The 21,378-nt window shown below is 57.0% G+C and carries 13 protein-coding genes and 2 pseudogenes; 8 read left to right on the top strand and 7 right to left on the bottom strand.

Annotated elements, in window-relative coordinates; genetic code table 11:
• Positions 1–32 precede the first annotated feature (32 nt).
• From ACUTJJ_RS06285 to ACUTJJ_RS06275, 3 genes and pseudogenes are all read left to right on the top strand, one after another.
• The gene (locus ACUTJJ_RS06285; protein WP_445541662.1) at positions 33–1,340 is read left to right on the top strand and encodes a polysaccharide pyruvyl transferase family protein; all 1,308 of its coding nucleotides are present in this window, start codon (positions 33–35) and stop codon (positions 1,338–1,340) included.
• Positions 1,341–1,713: 373 nt separating this feature from the next.
• Positions 1,714–3,477 carry an ABC transporter ATP-binding protein gene (locus tag ACUTJJ_RS06280; protein WP_034495639.1) on the top strand — a complete coding sequence of 588 codons (1,764 nt, stop codon included), beginning with the start codon at positions 1,714–1,716 and terminating at the stop codon, positions 3,475–3,477.
• 328 nt (positions 3,478–3,805) lie between these two features.
• Positions 3,806–4,569: pseudogene (locus ACUTJJ_RS06275) on the top strand (2-keto-4-pentenoate hydratase).
• Between the two features lie 94 nt (positions 4,570–4,663).
• On the opposite strand, the gene ACUTJJ_RS06270 reads toward ACUTJJ_RS06275, so the two are convergent.
• Positions 4,664–5,569, bottom strand: coding sequence for a LysR family transcriptional regulator (locus tag ACUTJJ_RS06270; protein WP_445541661.1), 906 nt, complete (start codon positions 5,567–5,569; stop codon positions 4,664–4,666).
• 184 nt (positions 5,570–5,753) lie between these two features.
• Here ACUTJJ_RS06270 and ACUTJJ_RS06265 point away from each other — a divergent pair, with 184 nt between their 5' ends.
• Positions 5,754–6,809, top strand: a complete 1,056-nt coding sequence (locus ACUTJJ_RS06265; RefSeq protein WP_445541660.1) for an aldo/keto reductase — start codon at positions 5,754–5,756, stop codon at positions 6,807–6,809.
• Between the two features lie 49 nt (positions 6,810–6,858).
• Here ACUTJJ_RS06265 and ACUTJJ_RS06260 read toward each other — a convergent pair whose 3' ends face one another.
• From ACUTJJ_RS06260 to ACUTJJ_RS06245, 4 genes and pseudogenes are all read right to left on the bottom strand, one after another.
• Positions 6,859–7,809, bottom strand: coding sequence for a bile acid:sodium symporter family protein (locus tag ACUTJJ_RS06260; RefSeq protein WP_445541659.1), 951 nt, complete (start codon positions 7,807–7,809; stop codon positions 6,859–6,861).
• A 241-nt stretch (positions 7,810–8,050) separates the two neighbouring features.
• Positions 8,051–9,713: pseudogene (locus ACUTJJ_RS06255) on the bottom strand (type IV secretory system conjugative DNA transfer family protein).
• Complete coding sequence (locus tag ACUTJJ_RS06250; protein ID WP_445541658.1) at positions 9,710–10,018, bottom strand: mobilization protein; 309 nt, start codon at positions 10,016–10,018, stop codon at positions 9,710–9,712. Before ACUTJJ_RS06250 ends, ACUTJJ_RS06255 begins: the two are co-directional and overlap by 4 nt.
• Positions 10,019–10,203: 185 nt before the next feature.
• Positions 10,204–11,121 (bottom strand): nucleotidyltransferase and HEPN domain-containing protein, encoded by a 918-nt coding sequence (locus ACUTJJ_RS06245; protein ID WP_445541691.1) that lies wholly within the window; start codon positions 11,119–11,121, stop codon positions 10,204–10,206.
• A gap of 393 nt (positions 11,122–11,514) precedes the next feature.
• Between ACUTJJ_RS06245 and traA the strand changes: the two genes are divergently transcribed.
• Positions 11,515–15,333: a Ti-type conjugative transfer relaxase TraA gene (gene traA, locus ACUTJJ_RS06240; RefSeq protein ID WP_445541657.1), complete on the top strand. Its 3,819-nt coding sequence runs from the start codon at positions 11,515–11,517 to the stop codon at positions 15,331–15,333.
• A gap of 100 nt (positions 15,334–15,433) precedes the next feature.
• On the opposite strand, the gene ACUTJJ_RS06235 is transcribed toward traA, so the two are convergent.
• The gene (locus ACUTJJ_RS06235; protein ID WP_080843264.1) at positions 15,434–16,234 is read right to left on the bottom strand and encodes a hypothetical protein; all 801 of its coding nucleotides are present in this window, start codon (positions 16,232–16,234) and stop codon (positions 15,434–15,436) included.
• Positions 16,235–16,374: 140 nt separating this feature from the next.
• Here ACUTJJ_RS06235 and ACUTJJ_RS06230 point away from each other — a divergent pair, with 140 nt between their 5' ends.
• On the top strand, positions 16,375–17,442 hold the full coding sequence (locus ACUTJJ_RS06230; RefSeq protein WP_445541656.1) for a linear amide C-N hydrolase: 1,068 nt from the start codon (positions 16,375–16,377) through the stop codon (positions 17,440–17,442).
• A gap of 39 nt (positions 17,443–17,481) precedes the next feature.
• Here the strand turns inward: ACUTJJ_RS06230 and ACUTJJ_RS06225 are convergent, their stop codons facing one another.
• Entirely contained in the window at positions 17,482–18,009 is a 528-nt protein-coding gene (locus ACUTJJ_RS06225; RefSeq protein ID WP_004438981.1) for a dihydrofolate reductase family protein, read from the bottom strand.
• Between the two features lie 47 nt (positions 18,010–18,056).
• Here ACUTJJ_RS06225 and ACUTJJ_RS06220 point away from each other — a divergent pair, with 47 nt between their 5' ends.
• Together ACUTJJ_RS06220 and ACUTJJ_RS06215 are read left to right on the top strand one after the other, a co-directional pair.
• Positions 18,057–18,626 carry a TetR/AcrR family transcriptional regulator gene (locus ACUTJJ_RS06220; RefSeq protein ID WP_445541655.1) on the top strand — a complete coding sequence of 190 codons (570 nt, stop codon included), beginning with the start codon at positions 18,057–18,059 and terminating at the stop codon, positions 18,624–18,626.
• 172 nt (positions 18,627–18,798) lie between these two features.
• The coding region (locus ACUTJJ_RS06215) for a putative Ig domain-containing protein (protein ID WP_445541654.1) at positions 18,799–21,378 on the top strand (2,580 nt) is incomplete at its 3' end.

Below are 21,378 nucleotides of genomic sequence, written 5' to 3'. Positions count from 1 at the left end.
CTCCATTGGATTTGATGAGGGAGTTTATTCCAATGAAAAAGCTAAACATCATTTTTTCGACAACCCGGCAGTGGAACCCTGGCGATGAATTCATCTTGCAAGGCGTCAGAAATGTGCTGAAAGAACTAGAGGTCGACCACTGTCCTGTCATTTACAATAGAAATCCAGACATCCGCCCCTCGCATCAGGACCGCCAGCTCTTTAGAACATCGAAGCTGCCCAGCGATTTCAACTCTCAGGTGGACTTTGTTGACTTGGAAGCAAACCTCAAACTCGGATTTTTTGACAACTCTGTGAAACCGGACACGAACTGTGAGTTTGTCGACTGGGTCATTATGTCAGGCACGCCGGAATGGTGTAGCGCGAGAATGACCGATCTCTATTCCTTGATATTACGCTACAACTTGCCGGTTATGATAATCGGTGTCGGCGGCAACTGCGATATTTACCACGAAAGCTATCGTGAGGTAATCTCGAAATCAAAGCTACTGACGGTGAGAGACCACAATACCTTCAAGGCCGTGTTGAAACAAGGTTTTTCCGCCGAGGAAATCCCTTGTCCGGCCTTGCTCAGCGCCGAGGTCAACCAAGAGCTCAACATCCAGAATGTAAAGAGAATTGCGTTGATTTACCATGCCACGGCGGACGATTCAGTTATCTGGAACGGATTCTCTTCCGACGCCTTTAATTACACGAACTCACTGTACCGGCGCTTGTTATCAGACTACGCAGGTCAATATCAGTTTTCGATTGTATGTCACTATATCGACGAAATTCCGCTGGCTAGGCGCGATTTTCCTGATCTGGAAATCGAATATTCGTTCGAGTCGAAAGATTATTACCACATATATTCTCAGTTCGATCTCGTGGTTGGCCCGCGTGTGCACGGCGTCGGTGTCGCTGCATCTCTGGGTGTACCAGGAATAGCGATCTCGCATGACTCTCGCGGATCCACGACGAAGGGCTTCCTAGCAGAGGTATTGTCAGTCGGAACGCCAGAGTCTGAAGCTTTGGCCAAAATCGCGGATATGATCGCCAATATCGCATCTCGCAGTGCGATTCTAAAGAAGCATAAAAGACTGACAATGGATCGATACAAGACTTTGGTTCGCGACGCCTTGAATGATAGGGCGGTCAGCTACCAGTCGTCTTGGGATATTAGTAGCGGCCACACGTTCACTATGGAGGAGCTTCGGCCTCTCGCTTCTGCATTGGAGGCAATTAAGCTGGGCGCCGCAACGGAGAAAGATGGCGATCGAATGGGGGCTCTGGCGCCGGAAATACGTACGCGCCTCATTAATATTGAAAACAAAATCAACCACTTAATGAGCCGTCAGTAATCGTTACAGAAAAGTAGCTCCTCATAACATCAATCGGTGTACAAGGAACACCTACTTAATTCAGGCACAGCCCGAAAGCTTCTATTCACGACGCTACCCTTGGCGGGCCGGTAGTGCGTGTTTCGAGGATACCAAAGCGCAATGTTGACACGTTAGGCCCCTAGGCTTATTGGCGTGGTCTGGATGAAGCCATGTAGGTTTCCTAATTCCGCTGAGCTTTTCTGCGCATTCCACTCGAAGAGCGTGACAAAAAAACTATCGGGCGTCTCATGGCATTTATTGAAAACTGGAGAGCCATTCCTCACAAACAACAAGCGCCTGAATGTGCGATGGAAAATCTGCGCGAGCGTCGACGTCAAATAAGGATGTTTCTGTGATCGGATCGTTTTTGTCGCCAAACGACAAGAAGTTGCTGACGCGACTTTTTAAAGAAAATTTCAAAAAACACGTTGGTTGGTACTCCGCGGCAATCGTGGCTATGCTGATAGTTGCCGGCATGACATCTCTTAGTGCATGGATTATGCGCGATATCGTCAACAGTGTTTATTTGAAGCAGGGTTTCGACGTTGTTCTCGAAATTGCATTTGCCGTCGCGGTTATATTTATAGTCAAGGGACTCGCGACCTTTGTGCAGAGCTACTACCTGAGCAAAGCTGGCAACAGCATTGTGGCCGAGCAGCAGCGCAGAATTTACGACCGACTTTTGAAACAAGGAGTCTCCTTTTTTCAGAATTTGCCGTCTTCTGAATTGCTGGTCCGTGTTACCTATAATGCTCAATCAGCTCGTAGCGTCATAGACACAATTGTAACGTCGTTCGTACGCGACCTCTTTTCGCTTCTCGGGTTAATCATTGTAATGTTCGCTCAAAATTTTCTGTTGAGCGCTATTTCGATGATTATTGGACCACTCGCCATTTTTAGCGTGCGCCTGGTTCTGCGCCGCGTGCGCAAGATCATGGAAGCAGAACTTGCTTCCCTCGGTGAAATCGTCAACGTGGTTCAGGAAACGAGCATCGGCGTGCGCGTCATCAAGGCGTTCTCCTTGGAGAAGCTTATGCGCCAACGCATGAATAAGGCGGTCTCAGATGTCGAGCAGCGCGCCAACGGCATTGCGAAGCTTGAAGCAGCGACAAGTCCCATTATGGAAACTTTGTCAGGCCTTGCGATCGCGGTGGTTATCGCCGTCTCTGGATACACAGTCCTTGAGAAAGGCGGCTCGCCAGGTGATCTAATGGCATTCATCACCGCACTACTTCTCGCTTACGAACCGGCAAAACGTCTGGCTCGCATGCGCGTGCAGATCGAGGGCGGGATGATCGGAGTGCGCATGATGTTCGAAGTGCTGGACGCGCCGCTGACACTCGCAGAAAAAAAGGATGCCATGCCGCTCCCCAAGGCAAGTGGCGATGTCGAGCTCAAGAATGTCAGCTTCGAGTACGTTTCAGGTCAGCCGGTTCTCAGGGATGTCAGCGTCCTCTTCGAAGGAGGTAAAATGACTGCGCTGGTAGGCCCTTCTGGCAGCGGCAAATCTACCATCATCAACCTCATGATGCGCCTTTACGACCCGCAGAACGGCTCCGTTGAAATCAATGGTATGGATCTGCGCGACGTATCCTTTTCCAGCCTGCGCGAACATGTTTCTTACGTGGGCCAGGAAACCTTCCTGTTCTCTGGAACCATTAGGCACAACATCTCGGTCGGTCGTGACAATGCGACGGAGGAAGAGATCATCGCTGCCGCCAAGGCCGCAAATGCGCATGATTTCATCATCAAGATGCGGGATGGGTACGACACCAAGCTCGGAGAGAACGGCTCCGGCCTGTCCGGTGGCCAGAGACAGCGTGTGGCTATTGCTCGTGCAATGCTGCGGGACGCGGATATTCTGATTCTCGATGAAGCGACGAGCGCCCTGGATTCAGAGTCGGAGGCTCTTGTCCGCGACGCCTTGGAGCGTTTGACGTTTAACAAGACCTCTATCGTCATCGCTCACCGTCTTTCTACTATCAATCGCGCCGACAAGATTGTCGTGATGGACAACGGTGAAGTAGTCGAACAGGGCAGCCGGCGTGAATTGCTGGCCAATGACGGTCTCTACAAGCGCCTCCACAGCATCCAGTTCGAAGCGGACGTCGCGTAATCGAGGAAGGAAATCGAGCGGCAATACCGCTCGACTTTACTTCTCTTAAAAAAAAATGATTGGGACGCATTTGCTACGGCGCGATTTGTGGTTAGCGTGCTTCCCGCGTTAAAGCGGCGCGATCCATCGTTGTTCTGCCCCCTTAGCCCTACGAAACGATGATAGGCCGGCTGCCTCATGTCGTTGAAAAAGTCGTGACGATTCCGCAGCCATGCTGAAGAATCGTCCTCCGCAAAGTCGGAACTGTACTCAGCCTTGATGGCCTTGGCAGACCGCGCCAAATCGTGGCAGCGTTCGGCGCGCGAGATCATCAGGAGACATGAGCGGAATGACGGCGATCGAAAAACTGGCGGAGCGTTTTGCAAAGGCAAGCCGGGAGGGTGATAGAATTGCTTTAGCTGAGCTGGAGGCGGAGGGCCTCGTTCCGGGCACGCTTGCAGAGGCGATGGCGGTTCAGCGAGACTTTGCAGGATATTTGGGAAAACCGATCGGCGTCTGGAAGCTGGCGATCCGCCCGGCATCTTCGATTGCTGCCGGGTGAACGATGCCAATCTCGCTTCCTTCCCGTTAGATGGAACGGAGGGAATTGAAGTCGAGATATGCTTTACGCTCGCTGCCGATATTCCCGCCGCCGCTGAAAGGCAGCTCACCAAGGCGGATATGATGCAGTATATCGACAAGGTGCATCTTGGTGTCGAGCTTCTCCGATACAGGCTGGAAGAGAAAAATCAGGTTCCGTTTCCGCTCTTTCTGGCAGATCGCCTCGCCAACCACGGTTTCGCCCTCGGGCCGGAAGTGGACAAGCGCATCGTGGATGTTTTTGCGGCTAATAGCGATGACCTACCGCTGCTCATCGTCACCGAAGGTCCAGTGCAGATCTTCAATGCCAAGGTAAAACACCCGAATATTGATCCGTTGGCGCCGCTTCTCGCCTTCGCCAACGCCGCACTCAACACAGGACATATGCTGAGAGCAGGCCAAGTGGTGACGACGGGCAGCCTCTGCGGTGCGTTGCCGAGTGTACTTTCTGGCGAGACCGGCATTAGTCTGGAATCAGTTGGTGCTTTCACATTGTCAGGTCCGAAAGATTAAGCCGCCAGCCTAACGGATACGATCACACGCGCCCGATCCCCAGGCATGAGAAGCAAACAGGCGCCGGTTCCAACCGTTATCTGTTTGCGTCGTTTTATTTCACCCGCCCGTATTCACCCAGAAAATCGAGCAGCGCCCGGATGCGTGAGGGAAGCGGCCCGCGTTGGCCGACACAGACGGCATGAAACATCTCCGTTTCGCCCGTATCGAGATGATCGAGCACCGGGACCAGCTGGCCGGCGGCGATATCGTCTATCACGGTGAAAGAGGCAAGACGCACTAGCCCGACACCGGCAAGAGCAAGACGGCGAAGACCCTCGCCATCGCTTACCTGCACGCGTCCCGTTGCCGGGATCACGACGGTCTTGCCGTCGTCCCGCAACGGCCATCCGTCGACTGACCGGGCATAACCAAACCCTAGACGATTGTGATCTTCCAGATCGGTGATTGTTTGCGGCACACCGCAGCGCTCCAGATAGTCAGGGGCGGCGGCGATGATCATCCTTGTCTCGCCGAGTTTGCGGGCAACGAGGCTGGAGCTTTTCAGCGGCCCCGCCCTGACCGCGACATCCATACGCTCCGCAAGAAGATCGACCACGAGATCCGTCTGGACGATATCGAGCGTGATATTGGGATAAAGCGCGAGAAAGCGTGGCAGGATGGGCGCAAGAACATGCGTTGCATAGGATGCGCTGGTGTTGATCCGAACGCGGCCGACAGGCTGCTCGCCCAAGCCGGCGGCGCGTTCGGCCTCTTCAAGATCGGCGAGGATGCGGGTGGCCCGCTCATAGAAGGCGCAGCCCTCGGGGGTGATCTGAAGCTGACGGGTGGAACGGTTGAGCAGGCGCGCACCAAGGCGGCTTTCCAGCCGCGCTATCAGCTTGCTCACGGCGGAAGGCGTCATGTTAGCCGCAGCGGCCGCACGGGAAAAACCACCAAGCTCGACAACCCGCACAAAAATTTCCATCTCCCCTGCCCGGTTGACTTCTAAGCGCGCCATGTGACTTCATCTCACAAGTGATAATAGTTTCGGCATTCTATTTCATTGAAAAGCAGGCGTCTATCTTAAGACAGCGATTGCAACGCATCGCAATCTTCATCTGCCAGATAATGACGGGATGGACAGAGCGCGGCGCGGCCATAGCCCCACCCGCGACCATTTCGAAGCAACAAAGGAACGCCCCATGGAATATCGCCATCTCGGCCAATCCGGCCTGAAAGTGCCGGTCTTGAGTTTCGGTACCGGAACCTTCGGCGGTTCTGGCCCTCTCTTCAGCAACTGGGGCAATTCAGATGCCGCAGAAGCCCGCCGCCTGATCGATATCTGTCTGGAAGCAGGTGTGAACCTGTTTGATACCGCCGATGTCTATTCTAATGTCGCGTCCGAGGAAGTGCTCGGCGAAGCCGTCAAGGGAAAGCGCGACGGCGTTCTTATCTCAACCAAGACCAGCCTGCCGATGGGTGACGGGCCAAACGACGCTGGATCGCCCCGTTTCCGACTACTTCGCGCGGTGGATGACGCCCTGCGCCGCCTTAAGACCGATTATATCGATATCCTTCAGCTCCACGCCTTCGATGCCTTTACGCCAATTGATGAGGTGCTCTCGACGCTCGACACGCTCGTCCGGTCGGGCAAGGTGCGATATACCGGTACCTCGAATTTTTCCGGCTGGCAGATCATGAAATCGCTTGATGTCGCGGACAGATATGGCTGGCCGCGTTATGTGGTCAACCAGGTCTATTATTCCCTAGTTGGCCGCGACTACGAATGGGATCTGATGCCGCTCGGCGCGGATCAGGGCCTTGGAGCCATGGTCTGGAGCCCGCTTGGCTGGGGGCGACTGACCGGAAAAATCCGTCGCGGCGCACTGCTGCCTGAAGGCAGCCGCCTGCATGAAACCGCCGGCTTCGGCCCGCCGGTCAATGATGAAGTCCTTTACCGCGTCATCGATGCGCTCGACGCTGTTGCGAAGGAGGCAGGCCGGACCGTGCCTCAGGTCGCTCTTAACTGGTTGCTCAGACGCCCGACTGTTTCCACTGTTATTATCGGCGCGCGTAATGAGGAACAGCTTCGCCAGAATCTCGATGCTGTGGGATGGGAGCTGACATCGGCGCAGGTAGCGACGCTGGACGAGGCCAGCGAGACGACTGCTCCCTATCCGCATTTCCCGTATCAGCGCCAGGAGGGCTTCGCCCGGCTTAATCCACCGGCCGTAGCATGTCAGACCGTGCCGTTCTAAGGCACGGTCAGGCCGCCTGAACGACGGGCGGCCTGACAAATGCGGAGCTTCAGGCGGTTTTGTTGGCGGAGCCTGCGTCCACCCGGCCCGAAAACCAGTTCGCGAGGATTGCGCCGGAAATATTGTGCCAGACGCTGAAAATGGCGCTCGGAACGGCAGCGAGAGGCGAAAAATAGGCCGTGGCAAGTGCTGCACCAAGGCCCGAATTCTGCATGCCGACCTCGATCGCAATGGCCTTGCGCTTGGCAAGCGACAGGCCCGTTGCCTTTGCAGCGAGGTAACCGAGCAGATAGCCAAGGCTATTGTGCAGAACCACGACGGCAAAAATCATCAGCCCGGACTGGGCGATGGCCGCCTTGGATCCTCCCACCACCGCCGAAACGATAAGGACGATGCCGATGACGCTTACCAGCGGCAATGCCGGAACTGCGGTCTTGACGAGACCAGGCAGCAGCTTCTGCAGGGCGGCGCCGAGAGCGAGTGGAACCAGAACGACCTTGACGATGCTGAGGAACATGGCCCAGCCGTCAACCGGCAGGAACTGGCTTGCGAAGAGCCAGACGAGGAACGGCGTCACCAGCGGCGCGGCAAGCGTGGTGACCGAGGTGCAGGCAACGGACAAGGCGACATCGCCCTTGGAGAGATAGGTCATGACATTAGAAGATGTGCCGCCCGGGCAGCAGCCGACCAGAATGACGCCCGCCGCGACTTCCGGCGGCATGGGAATGATGCGGGTGAGAAGCACCGCCAGAAGCGGCATGATAAGAAACTGGCCGAGCACGCCAATCGTTACATCGAACGGCCTTTTCACAACCTCTCTGAAATCATCGACCGAAAGGGTGAGGCCCATGCCGAACATGATGATTGAAAGAAGCGTGACGATCCAGGGCGCGATTTGCTTAAAAGTGTCAGGAAAGAAAAAGCCGAGTACGGCGAACAGGATAACCCAGATGGCAAAAGTCTTGCCCACGAAAGCCGAAACGGCTGCCAGCGTTTTCATTTCCATTCTCCCAAGATGATCATGCAACCCCGTCTAGACTCCTATGGTGCCCTGTCAAGGTCATTACTCCAATGCTAGACCTCGCGGTCGAAAACGATCCCTCCGCCGCGATACCACCGTCGCCACAGGACTGCAATTTGGACGAAGGCTCATCTATCCGCTTCCTATTGCGCCGAAGAGAGCCCGAGGGCCGCGTACACAAGGTCTCAAATGCTGGACTGCCTTTTCGTCGTGCATCCCGTTAGACTGCGTCAAACATCTCCCTGAACTCCGGATCGACAAAGTAGACAAGCTTCTCAGCGAAAATTGGTCGTTGCCCGGCCAGGAACAGCAATTGTCCGTTCGCTGGAAGATTGCGCACCTCGTCCGGGGTGAGTAACGGCCGGCCGGTATGCTGCGCTGTAGGATATGCCTGTCTTATCGGAATCAAGCGCTCTCGCCATCGTCTGGAACACGACCGTTTCCTGCCCGAGCAAATCAGAGATGAGGCGGGCGCTGTCATGATCGTTGACGCCAAAAACCTGCAGCACGCCGGCGCTTGACAGAAAAGTTCCGGCGCGGTGACCGTATGTGGCACGCAGCTGATGGATGTCCTGGAGGATGGGCCAAAGCTGGACACCATAACCCGCCATCAAACCCATCGCACGTTCGACTGGTGCCAGATGCCCAAGCGATGCGAACTCATCGAGCAAATAGAGGACCGGTGCCGCCGGCTTTGCCGGATCGCGAGCCATTTCGAGCAGGCTTTGCGAGACAAGCAGGCGAAGCCAGCGCGAATAGGTCGAGAGGCGGTCGGGCGGAAGAACGAGGAAAACCGTCATGTTACTGCGCTTGAGATCAGCGAACCGGAAATCAGAGCGGCTGAGCACGGCCGTCATGCGCGGTGAATCAAGAAAATGCGTATGGCGTTGAGCCGAGGACAGCACGCCTGCGGCTTCGCGATCGGATTTTCCGAGGTGGCGGTTTGCGGCACGCGCGACAAGACCGCCTGCCGCATCGCTCTCCTGCATACGCTTGAGCAGTGCTGCAAACTGTCCCGGAGCAAGGGTGAGATGCTCGCGAAGCGTTGCAAGATGCCGGCGTCGCAAAGGTTCCGCCGCAGCGATCTCGAGCAGCAATCCGGCGATCAATGCTTTTGCCTCCTCGTTCCAATGCGCCTCGCCTGCCATTCCCGGTTCGTCGAACACGAGAGCGTCGGCAAGCGCACTGGCGTCTTCCGCGACATCGAGGTTTTGGGGATCAAGCATGGCAAGAGGATTGAAGGCTGCCGAAGGTCTGCCGGTAACAGCAAAAGGATCGAGCACATAAACCGGCCCGAACTTTTGGCGGGCACGGCCGGTGATCCTTGCATTCTCGCCTTTTGGATCGATGCAGATCACTGAACGATCGGCGGTCAGCAGGTTTGGGATGATCGTGCCAACGCCCTTGCCGGTAAGGGTCGGCGCCATGGTGAGGAGATGGGCCGCACCATCATAGCGCAGGGGCTTGCCCGTTTTCGTATCACGACCGATCAGGAGGCCGGAACCGGATGCGGTCAGAGCGGCTATCTCCTTGTCTGTCGCAAAGCGGGCGGAGCCATGAGTATCATCGTCACTGTCCCCGAAATGCAAAATCAGTGGAGTGGTGATGAACCAGAAGGTGATTACGGCGAGCGCCAGCAGGGTTAAGAGACCTGGAATGATGTAGACAGGCGAGCCCCGCTCGAAACCCATTTGCTCGAGGAAATGACCGCCAACCATGCCGATCACAAAGGTGACGTTGAACAGTATGAACATAAATGCAAGAAGCCGCTTCCAGATCCGGAAGGGCATGGCAAGCAAAGCCAGAAATGCCCAAAGCGGATCACGCGCGGCGGCGCGCATCATGTTCTTGAATGCGGCCAAAGCAAGCCGTAATCGGTTCATGGAGCGCCCCGCCCGCTTGCATCATTCTCTCCTGTGCCCGGCTGCACTTGTCCGATCAGATCGGCAAACAGCGCCTTGTCATTGTCGCGTGTCAGAAAGCCCGGCAGTTCGCGACGCAGCCATTCACCGAGTTGTTTGCTGAACTCCTGATCATCCGAGGTTTCGAGGTGATGCAGAACGAGCGAGCCGATCAGGACCTTGCGACGCATATCGTTGTTGCGCTCAGTTTTCGAAAGACGGGCCTTGAGCGCGGACCGTTGCGCGTCCAGTTCAGCCAGGCGCTGTTCGATGGTTTTCCTTGCCACGATTGTTCCTTTCGATTGCGGTCGCACCGGAACGGCCGTTGTTGGCTGCGGCTTTGCTCCTGGAAGACAGACCAGTTTCTACGAGGAGATCGACATTGCGATTGTGAGGGTCCGTTGGACCCTGTGGTTCATGACGCCGCGGTGGCTGCTGCCTGAGCTCAGGATTATTCTGTCACCGGTAAGGCTCAGTCGGCGGCTTGTCCCGCGGCCTGTTTGAGCTTTTCGATGTGCTCACGGCAGAGCGTCTCAACCAGCTTGTGAAGTTCCGCCGTCCGCTCCTGAAGCCAGGTCAGCGCCTCTTCGGAAACCTCGAAACGCTTCGAATAGCGTGCCTTGACGTAGGCCTCATTCAGTATGTTGTACCACGTGGTAAATCGCTGACGGTCGCGCGGCCAGATGTCGATCAAACGGTGGTCACGACCTTCGGAAAGTCCACGCAAGAATTTGAGGTTGTGCGACGCGGGCGAGTAATTTGTCAGTGTCAGGAGGTAGCAGTTGTAAGCCGTCTCGACCGCCTGATGAAGATTGAAAGCCGCGTGATTTCGCTGATCATGGGTGATAGAATATAGAGCGAGTTCACGAAAGAATTTGGCGCTATTAAGCTGGGTACTGAAATGCTCCTCGGCCACCCTGAGTGCATCGGAAGGGCTGAGCGGTTTCGCTTCAGCCAGCGGCCTGTCGTCGAATTCGTAAAGAACAACACCTTCGCGGGCGAGGTCGACGAAGAAGTACTGGCCATCACGTAAAAAATTACTGATCTCGCGAGCGCCGTGCATGATGAGTCCCACCGGCGTCTCGATCTCCTTGTCCCACATCAGCCTGTCTGTCGCCTTGTCCCAGTATTTGGGATCGGCCAGTTCCTTGTTGCTGACGATGACGAGGATGTCGAAGTCCGAGCGGTAGCCTTTTGACGTATGCGGTTCATCCACCCAGGTGCCACGCGCGTAAGAACCGAACAGAATGATTTTGAAAATACGGCCATCCTTCTTGGCGTCAGACTTCGAGCGCTCGACCAGATCAGCAAACTCTTCCTGGATAATCCCGACGACGCGCGCGAGCTCGCGTTGCTTTCGCTCCGGCAAATGTTCAAGGCTGGTCTTCATGTCTGCTCCGTTTCTGGACGGTATCCTGTATGGTCCATTGTAAACTTCTTTGAAACTCCGATTTTTGGCAGCCGCCAATCGAATGCCTGCGCCCGCTCCTGTTTTGTCGAGCCGCGCCTGCAACATCTTCCTCCGCGTTCCAGCTCCCTCGTCCCTTGTCGATTGTCATTGGTCGCTTGTGCGATCGACCTGCACCTATCGCCCTCCCCTGATTGATGCGTTTGTGTCCCTATTCAAACACGAGTAATTGCCACTTGGCGACTACTACTTTTAGTAGTCGAAATGCCTCTTCGATGTTGCTAACCTCGCCACCGGTAAAGAGACAAGGGCGCACTTACGACTTGCACCGCAGTTGAGCGCTGAATTTCCCCGTTTGCGGATCGGAGATTTCGGTTGGCGATTTATCATCTCAGCACCAAACCTGTCTCGCGCTCATCCGGCCGCAGTGCTGTGGCGTCTGCCGCCTATCGTTGCGCGGTTCTTCTCACCAATCATCGCGATGGCCTTGTGCATGATTTTACCCGCAAAGAGGGCGTGGAGCATAAAGAGATCGTGCTGCCGGACGGTCTTTCTGCCGATTGGGCTCTGGATCGTTCGGCTTTGTGGAACGCGGCCGAATTTGCAGAAAGGCGAAAAGATGCCCGCGTCGCCCGCGAATTCGAAATCGCGCTTCCGCATGAGCTGTCGCCAGAAGGGCGGCTGAAGGCTGCACGCGCCTTTGCCCGGGATCTTGCAAACCGCTATGGCGCGGCCGTGGATTTTGCCATCCATTCGCCAAGTGAGCATGGTGATGACAGGAACCACCATGCGCATGTGCTGATGACGACGCGACAGGTTGGCAGAACCGGCCTTCGTGAGAAAACTTATCTCGAGCACAAGAACGCACGGCTGCTGACACAAGGCATGGCGACAACCGACATGCAGCTTCGCGATGTCAGGCAGGCATGGGAAGGCATTGCCAACCGTCAGCTTCAACGCGAAGGCCTTGATGTTCGCATCGATCATCGCTCGCATATTGAGCGCGGTCTCGAATTGTCGCCGACCGAACATATGGGCGTGCATGCCTCGCAGATGCAGCAGCAAGGAATGGCCGTCGAGCGCGGCCGGCTGGATGACGAGGCAGCACGGCAAAATGCCGAACTGATCCGTCAAAAACCGGAACAGGTTCTGACGCTGATCAGCCATGAGAAGAACGTGTTCGATCGGCACGATATAGCCAAAACCTTGCATCGCTATATCAACGATGACGCCCAAACGTTCCGGAACGCCTTTGCCGCTGTTTTGGCGTCGCCAGCGCTTGTCGAACTCCAGGCTGAGCACATCGATCCTGAGACGGGCGACGTCTCCAATGCGCGCTATTCGACGCGGGACATGATAAATCTGGAACTCGCAATGGCGCGATCGGCGGAGCGGCTGCATCAGGCGCAGTCCCATGGCGTCGATCCGCGCCATGTCGAGCGCGCGATGGAAAGGCAGGATCACGCTCTTCGGACAAGCTCTGGCGGAATGGTGGCCGCGAGCGATCCTTCTTCAGGATTGTCGGACGAACAGCGTTATGCGATTGCGCATATTACCGGGCGAGAACGCATCGCCGCCGTGGTCGGTTTTGCCGGTGCGGGAAAGTCCACCATGCTGGCAGCAGCGCGTGAGGCGTGGGAGGCTCAAGGTTATCAAGTCCATGGTGCGGCGCTTAGTGGAAAGGCAGCCGAGGGTCTTGAGGAAAGTTCCGGCATAGAGAGCCGCACGCTGGCGTCATGGTCTTACAGTTGGGACCGTGGTCGGGGCGTAATCGGCCGACGTGACGTGTTCGTCATCGACGAGGCCGGCATGGTAGGAAGCCGTCAGCTTGCCCGGTTCATCGGCGAGGCTGAAGAGCGCGGCGCAAAGATCGTTCTTGTTGGCGACCATGAACAGCTCCAGGCAATCGGAGCCGGCGCCCCCTTCAGGGCGATTGCCGAGCAGATCGGCCACGTCGAACTTTCCGGCATTCGCCGCCAGCGCCATGATTGGCAGCGAGAAGCATCGATTGCCTTTGCCACCCACAAGACGGCAGATGGCTTGGCTGCCTATCGCGATCACGGCGATATCCACCTTGCGGAAAGCCGCGACGCGGCGATGGCAGAGATCGTGCGTGATTATGTTGCCGATAGTGAGCGGCGTGCCGATGGCAGCCGGGTTGCCATGGCGCATCGTCGCGCTGATGTACGCGCCCTCAATACCGCTATCCGCTCCGAACTTCAGGACCGTCAAAGGCTGGGGAGCACTCAAGAGCTGAGCGCCGGTGCGGACCGAGGAGACCGTGGGGAGGTTGAGGACCGTGGGAACAGTGAGAATGTTGGAGAACTCACCTTCCAGACCAGTAACGGCAAACGCGCTTTCGCTCCTGGTGACCGGATCATCTTCCTCGAAAATAACCGCGACCTCGGTGTCAAAAACGGCATGCTTGGCACCGTCGAGCATGTCGAGAAGGGTCGGATCGTTGCCCGGCTCGATGGTCGAGGCGGCGACAGTGTCAGCATTGCCACGGACAGCTACCAGGCGATCGACCACGGTTATGCGACGACGATCCATAAAAACCAAGGCGCGACGGTCGATCGCGCCTTTGTGCTGGCGTCCAGCACCATGGACCGGCATCTGGCCTATGTCGCCATGACCAGGCATCGCGACAGCGTGCAGCTCTATGCCGACATCCAGGAGTTCACGAATGCGGGCCGGCTGGTTGATCACGGCGTTGCGCCCTACGAGCATAATCCGCAATCACGCGACAGCTATTTTGTGACCCTTGCGAATGACAAGGGCGATCAGCGCACGGTGTGGGGCGTCGACCTCAAGCGGGCCATGCGAGATGCATCACCTAAGATCGGAGACAGGATCGTTCTGCAGCATGAAGGCGCGACGCCCGTCACCCTTCCGGACGGCACGCAGGCCGAGCGCAATGCATGGCGTGTCGTCAAGGGTGATGAACTCGCCTACCAGAAGCTGGCAAGCCGCCTGTCGCGTTCCGGCGCCAAGGAAACCACGCTGGATTACATCAGCGACTTTGCCGAGCGGCGCGGGATCGCCAGCCACCGATGGATTGCCAGCGACCAGGGAATCGCAGGCGACCAAGGGATCGCGGAGCAGCTCGGGCTCAAAAGCGAGATCGAACTTGCTTCCGACCGGAATGAGCGCCAACAGGTTTTGTCCCGTGCGGCCCATCTGCAACGGGAGCAACATGGTCGGCCATCAGAGCGTCAGCAGGTTGACGAGGAACCTGCCGGCGATCTGCCCGGTCCTGCTCACCGCGTAGACCCTCGCAATTCGGTCGCCGGAGATATCGATGACGGACAGCGGGACGACCGGACAGAGGATAATAAAGGATATCGCCGCATCAGGTGGTCCGACCTCATGTCGCAAGGCGGCGCCTTCCCTGCCCCCACAGAAACTGTCGGCCAGCAATCGTCACTGGAACCCGGTAAGCCCACTCCGCTTGTGCCAGCCATCACCCGATACGACCGCAGCGTCGAAGAGGTGGCGCAACAAAGGGCGATGTCCGTTATCGATCAGAGGTTCGATACGGTGGAATCGCTAGTGCGGCGTGCGTTCCGTGATCCGGCCGAGGTCGCAGCAAGACTGCGCACCGCGATGACCGACAAGGAAGGCAATGGCAAGATCATGGCGAAGGCCATGGCGGAGCAGCCAGAGCGCTTCGGGGAGCTACGCGGCAAGTCGGGTCTGTTCGGAAACAGCAAGGAGCGGAAGGAGGCGTTGCAATATGCCAGGTCTCTGTCGGCCCATATCGGCTATGTCTCCGAGGCATGGGAGCGCCGGCTTGGCGAAGAACGTCAAAGCGAACAATGGCAGCGCGACAAGCGTGACAAGATCGAGGTGCCAGGCCTCACGCCGCGTAGTGCCGAGATCATCAGCCAGGTGGAGAAAATGCCGGTCGAGAGGCGAAGCAAGTTCATCAAAGAACTGCGATCATCGCCTGAGGGCCGGACCGCGCTTGATGAGGCCACGCTGGTGGCCGAAGCGCTCACCCGGCGCTTTGGTAGTTCCGATCCTCGCAGGTTCGCCGAGGAGCTTGCGGCACGCCCGGAGCTGGCAAAACAGACCGAGCAGATTAAGACGATCGCCCGCATAGTGGATCGGACACGCCATGCCGAGCTTAGTCATGACTATACGCTGAAACAGCAAATGAACCGGTCTCGCGGGCTTGGATTGAGCCGTTAGCTAGCGCTGACTGCTACATAGCATTAACTAGCTGTTGCGCCGGTCGCCTCCGTCTTCTGGGCCGTGGACCCATTATGGCGGAGACTGAGACAAACAATGACTAGAACCGGTAAGTTAGGCCCATCACAGGCCCGCTCAATCGGGAATCAAAAACATAACCATCGTCTGAATAATCGACATCGAGCACCTTATAGCCTGCCGAGACGGACAATGTGTCGGTGAAGATGTAGTTGACCGTAGCCAAGGCTGACCAGGTGAGATCGGATCCCGCGCCAAAGCCGCCGATATCCACCTGCCCCTGAACGGACAGCTTATCCGTCAGGCTGAAAAAAGCGCGTGCGCCGATGACGGGATCTATCCAGCCAAAACTTTCCTTGTGGGTGGCGGACACGCTGCCGATTAGGGGATGGCTGGCGGTCACCGCCACCTCATTGGAAATATGCCAGAAGCGAGCCCCGGCCAGCGCGTCCAGCGAAAATCCATCTGCGTCAACGATGCGGTACCCGGCCTGCAGCGTCGCCATGAATTCCTGCGTGTCTACATCTGCATCGATTGCAGCGCCGGCCGGCAAGGTTGGTAAACCGGGAATCTGCAACGCTGGCAGCGGCCCGGCCGCCTTGCTGTCCGTAGTATCGACATACATGATGTCGCCGGAAAGGACGAAGCGGTCATAACGGCCCCAGACGTTAAGAAACCCGCCGAAGTTGAGATCCTCCATCACGTCGGAGAAGGATTTTTCGACATGAAGCGTGGGCGCCCGCCGGAACGGCGAGATGTTGCCGTTCAAACCAGTGGCCCACAGATAACCCGTGGCCTGAAACGCCCAATCGGCTCCATCAACCGTTGCGGGCGCGGCACGAACCTCATCCGCGCCTGAGGCGGCAGTTGCGGAAAAGGCCATAAAGACCGCAAAAACCGATAATTTTAGCAATGCCTTCTCCCCAACTAATTGCCCGTAGCTAAACCTATTTGACTCCCGCCAACAAGTCCGATCTTCTATCATACGCTGTATCTTGTACCGAAAGCACCGGAGACGTTTAAATGCGCCCGAAGACCCTGCCGCTTTTCTCTGCCTTCACCGCCGCCATGTTTTCCATCGCCACGCTCACCACGTCAGTTGCGGAAGCCTGCACGCGTTTCGTTTATCTGGGCGAAAATAATCAGGTGATGACGGCCCGTTCGATGGACTGGAAAACGGATGTGGGGACAAATATCTGGGCTTTCCCCCGCGGCATGGAACGTTCCGGTGAGGCCGGTCCGAATTCCATAAAATGGACCTCTAAATATGGCAGCGTCATTGCATCGGGTTACGACATTTCCACGACGGACGGCATGAACGAGGCAGGCCTGGCGGCCAACGTTCTCTGGCTCGTTGAGTCGAGTTATCCCGTCTATGACGGGAAATCTCCGGGCTTGTCTATCGCAGCATGGGCGCAATATGTACTCGACAATTTCGCGACCGTGGAGGAAGCGGTGCGTGCGCTCGAGAAAAACCCGTTCACGATCGTGACTGATAATGTCCCCGGCGAAGAGCGTCTGGCGACACTGCATCTATCGCTCTCCGATGGGAGTGGCGACAGTGCGATCGTTGAATATATCGATGGCAAGCAGGTCATCCATCACGGCCGCCAGTATCAGGTGATGACCAATTCGCCGACTTTCGACCATCAGTTGGCATTGAACGAATACTGGAAGCAGATTGGCGGCACCGTCATGCTGCCGGGCACGAACCGCGCGTCCGACCGTTTCGCCCGCGCATCCTTTTACGCAAACGCAATACCCAAAAGCGAAAACCCGGTCGAAGCCATCGCAAGCGTGTTCAGTGTCATCCGCAACGTCTCCGTTCCTTACGGCATCACGGCCCCGGACCAGCCCAACATATCCTCCACGCGCTGGCGCACGGTGATCGATCACAAGCGCAAGCTGTATTTCTTCGAATCCGCGCTGACACCGAATATTTTCTGGATTGACCTGACGAAGCTCGATCTTTCCAAAGAGACGGGTACGGTGAAGAAACTCGACCTGGGCCCCAATCAGATCCATATCTATTCCGGCATGGCGAATGACAGCCTGAAGGAGGCTCCACCTTTCAAATTCCTGGGGCTTTGAGTCTCATCCTGGCCGCTGCGGTTCCTGGTCGCCGGAGCGTCATGAAAAGCGGTAATGCAATCTCACACAGCCCTTGTCGATTGCCGTTGCACTTATCAGCGTCGGGCTTGCCCGATAACCGGTCAGAGGAAAGAGAGGCTGGCCGGAGCCGAGCATTTCCGGGATCACATATATTTCGATCTCATCCAGCGCGCCGCGCTCCATGAAGGCCATCTGCAGCCGGCCCCCGCCGAGCATCCAGACATCGCCGTCATCGAGAGCACGCAGTTCCTCGATCAGCGAATCCAGGTCGGCGCGCACTTCCAGCGCGCCTTTCGGCTGCTCGATCGGCCGCGACGTGACGACGATGACACGGTGGCCGTCATAGGCCCAGGGGCTCTGCTCCCCGGCAATGAAATCATAGGTCGCCCGCCCCATGACCACGGTCCTTATCCCCTTCAGGAACAGGCGATAATCATGCTCGCCGAGGTTCATGTCGTCATACTTGTAGAGCCAGTCGAGAGACCCGTCTCCCGCTACGATCAAGCCGTCCAGACTGGCAGCTATATATCCACGAATGATTGCCATCCCACCCTCCTTGATTTATAAATGAATATACGTTTATAAATATCCTCATGCCAAGACACAAGCTTGTTTCCGATGAAGAGGTACTTGACGCCCTGCTGCCGCTGATGTTGCAGACAGGGCCTGACGGCCTGACCTTTGCTGCCGCGGCCAAAGCCAGTGGCCTCTCTGCCGCTACGCTGGTACAGCGCTACGGCAACCGCGAAGACCTCGTGGAGTCTGTGCTGATGCGCGCATGGGACAACCTGCTGACGCAGACGCGGACAGCGGACGAGGAGGAGCCGTTGACCCCACTGGGCGCGATATCCCTGCTGATGCGACTTATGCCGGGCGACGCTGCAGAACGGAACGCCTGTGACGGGCTCCTGCTGCTTAGAGAAGATATCCGCAATCCGAAACTCAGGGCGAAAGGTGCCCTCTGGGGCGAGATTCTCGCACAATCGCTGGGGCGCCGGGTTTCGAAAGATGAAGAAACCGCAGCAAGTCTCGGCTGGCAGATGGCTGCCGTCTGGCAGGGCGCGCACACGTGGTGGGCGTTCACCCGCGGTGAAGATGCGGATTCGGCAATTCGAAGAGCGCTTCAGGATTGGGTGGATATGGTGGAACGGGCCGGGCGGTGAACAGAAATCCTCATCGTTGCACCGACTTTTCGCCTTCAGATGGGGCAAAAACGACACGCTGTCCGCAAATAGCAAGAAGCACCTGTGATTTATTCAAGCAAAGGTTGACTCCCACCTCCAATCATCTCTAGCAAAGTCTCGCATATTCGCACATTCTAATGCTGGGGGGCATATGGGCAGCGGGCGTAGTTGGTGGAGTGACGTTGCCCGTGGTGCGGCGTCGAGTTTTTACGGGATACTGACGTCGGCTTCGCTTGCCCTGGCGCTCGTTACCGTTTCGGTAACGGCCAGCCTCGCTCAATCTGTTTCGATGACGGCCACTCCCGACACGTTCACTCGGGTCGGCGACACCGTCCGCTTTGACTTCGTCATTGACACCGGCTCATACAGTTTAACAACGCTAGATCCCGCTAAGACGTCCATCAAGGAAAGGGACATCTCCTGTAACCCATTCAACAGCCCAACAGGAACCGGAGCGCAGCTTTTCTGCACGGCTACTTATCAAGTGGATGCTATGGATGTCATGTCCGGCCAATTCACGGAACTAGCCTCATTCACCGGCCTCAGACTTGGCGGCATCCCTGTGTCGTTCCAAAGTAATCCGACTGTCGTTCGAGCAGTTGATGGCGGACCCGTTGTCATTTCGGTGACATCGTCGCCAAATCCTTCAATACCCGGACAAGAAGTCGCCGTGACCGCGATGGTCTCCTCGATGGGTTGCAACGCCGGCCAATCACCTTCAGGCAGCGTCAACATTTCCATCGGTTCGCAATCTGCAAATCTCGGCCTGTCGCCGACAGGGCCAGTCAGCCCGGCGTCGTCCGCCACATTTCGTACCACGACCCTTGCGTCCGGCACCTATCAGGTAAACGCATCCTATTCAGGCGGCGGCGGTTGCAGCACGGGTACAGGTTCCGGCTCAAGCCATACGGTGGACACTAATCCAACGGTGACGATCAATCAGGCCGCCACTCAGGCAGATCCGACCTCTCGCTCTCCAATCCTGTTTGATGTCGTTTTTGACAAGCCGATCGTCGGTTTTTCCGCAGCCGACATTCAGCTTTCCGGCACCGCAGGAGCGACCAATGTCGCGATCACGGGCTCAGGCCCGAGTTACCGGGTTGCGGTAACCGGAATGAGCCGCGCCGGAACTGTCACTGCAGCAATTGCGGCCGGAAGCGTGATGACGCCGGCGGGGCTTCCAAACGAAGCGTCCACAAGTTCAGACAACAGTGTGACCTATGACCCGGTAAGAATTACGCCGGTCACGATTTCAAACCCTGTTTATCAGCAGTCCTATGGGCCGATTACCCTCTCCGCGGGTGGTGGCACCGCGCCACACACTTTTGCGGTGTCGGCTGGCGCGCTTCCCCCCGGTCTCTCACTGACAACCAACGGTGAACTCAGCGGCACCCCTACCCGAAGCGGCAATTTCCCTTTTACAGTGACCGCAACGGATTCCACGGGCGGCACCGGCTCGCAATCCTATTCGATGGCAATCGCCGCTCCCGTTATCGAAATCAATCCGACCAGTCTTCCCGCGGCAACCTATGATACCGCCTACAACCAGACACTGACTGCCTCGGGTGGCGCTCTCCCCCTAGTCCTTTCGGTAACCACGGGGGCTCTCCCGTATGGCTTGACACTGTCGTCCGCTGGCGTGGTCTCCGGTACGCCGTTAGCAGCTGAGAATACGGCCTTCACCATTACCGCAACAGATGCAAATGGCGAAACAGGTAGCCGGGCCTATTCCATCAACGTCGCCCCCACCGTTCCCGATGCGCCGACAGGCGTCTCTGCAACCGCTGGCGATACGCAGGCATCGGTATCGTTTCAGCCTCCGCAGAAAACCGGCGGCACCTCTGTTTCGTCCTACGTAGTAACCACAATCCCCGCAGATGTAGCGCCTGTAAGGGGGCAGAGCAGTCCAATCATTGTTACCGGTCTCACTAACGGCCTAAGCTACACCTTCACCGTTACAGCCGAAAACAGTGTAGGGTTCGGCTCTGCCTCGACAGCATCAAATAGCATTACGCCGCGTGGAACCCAAACGATAACGTTCGCTAATCCCGGCACGCAGACATTCGGTACGACGCCCACTCTGACAGCGACAAGCGATTCCGGCCTGACGCCTGTCTTCACATCCAGCACCACAGCCGTCTGCACGGTTACAACGACCGGCATCTTGGCATTTGTGTCGACCGGAACCTGCACGATCAACGCGGATCAGCCAGGTAACGACAATTACCTCGCCGCAACGCAGGTAACGCGTAGTTTCACGGTCAACCCAGCGGCGCCCATTGCAAACGATGTTTCGGTCACGATCCTGCCGGATTCATCCAACAACGTCCTTCCTCTTGACATAACGGGCGGCGCAGCGACCACGGTTAGTGTTGCGACTGCACCGGCGCATGGAACGGCGACCGCAACTGGAACCACGATCAGCTACACGCCGGCGCCGGGCTATACCGGTCAGGACAGCTTTACCTACACTGCGACCAATGTCAGTGGTACGTCTGCGCCGGCGACAGTCAATATCAATGTGACCGCAACGACACTTGTTTTTTCGCCCGCTCCCGGACGACTGGCCGATGCTTTTACTGCCGTACCTTACACGGCCATCATCTCGGTTTCAGGTGGACGTGCACCCTATCAGTACGCCGTCAGCGGCACGCTTCCGAGCGGCTTGAGCTTGAATGCAGCAACGGGCGAAATCGCTGGCGTGCCGACGGCGGAGGGCGTCGCAAGCTTC

It is taken from the genome of Agrobacterium sp. DKPNP3 (genome assembly GCF_052686535.1).
The sequence above is the reverse complement of the archived record's forward strand: the minus strand, read 5'-3'. Positions and strand labels throughout refer to the sequence as shown.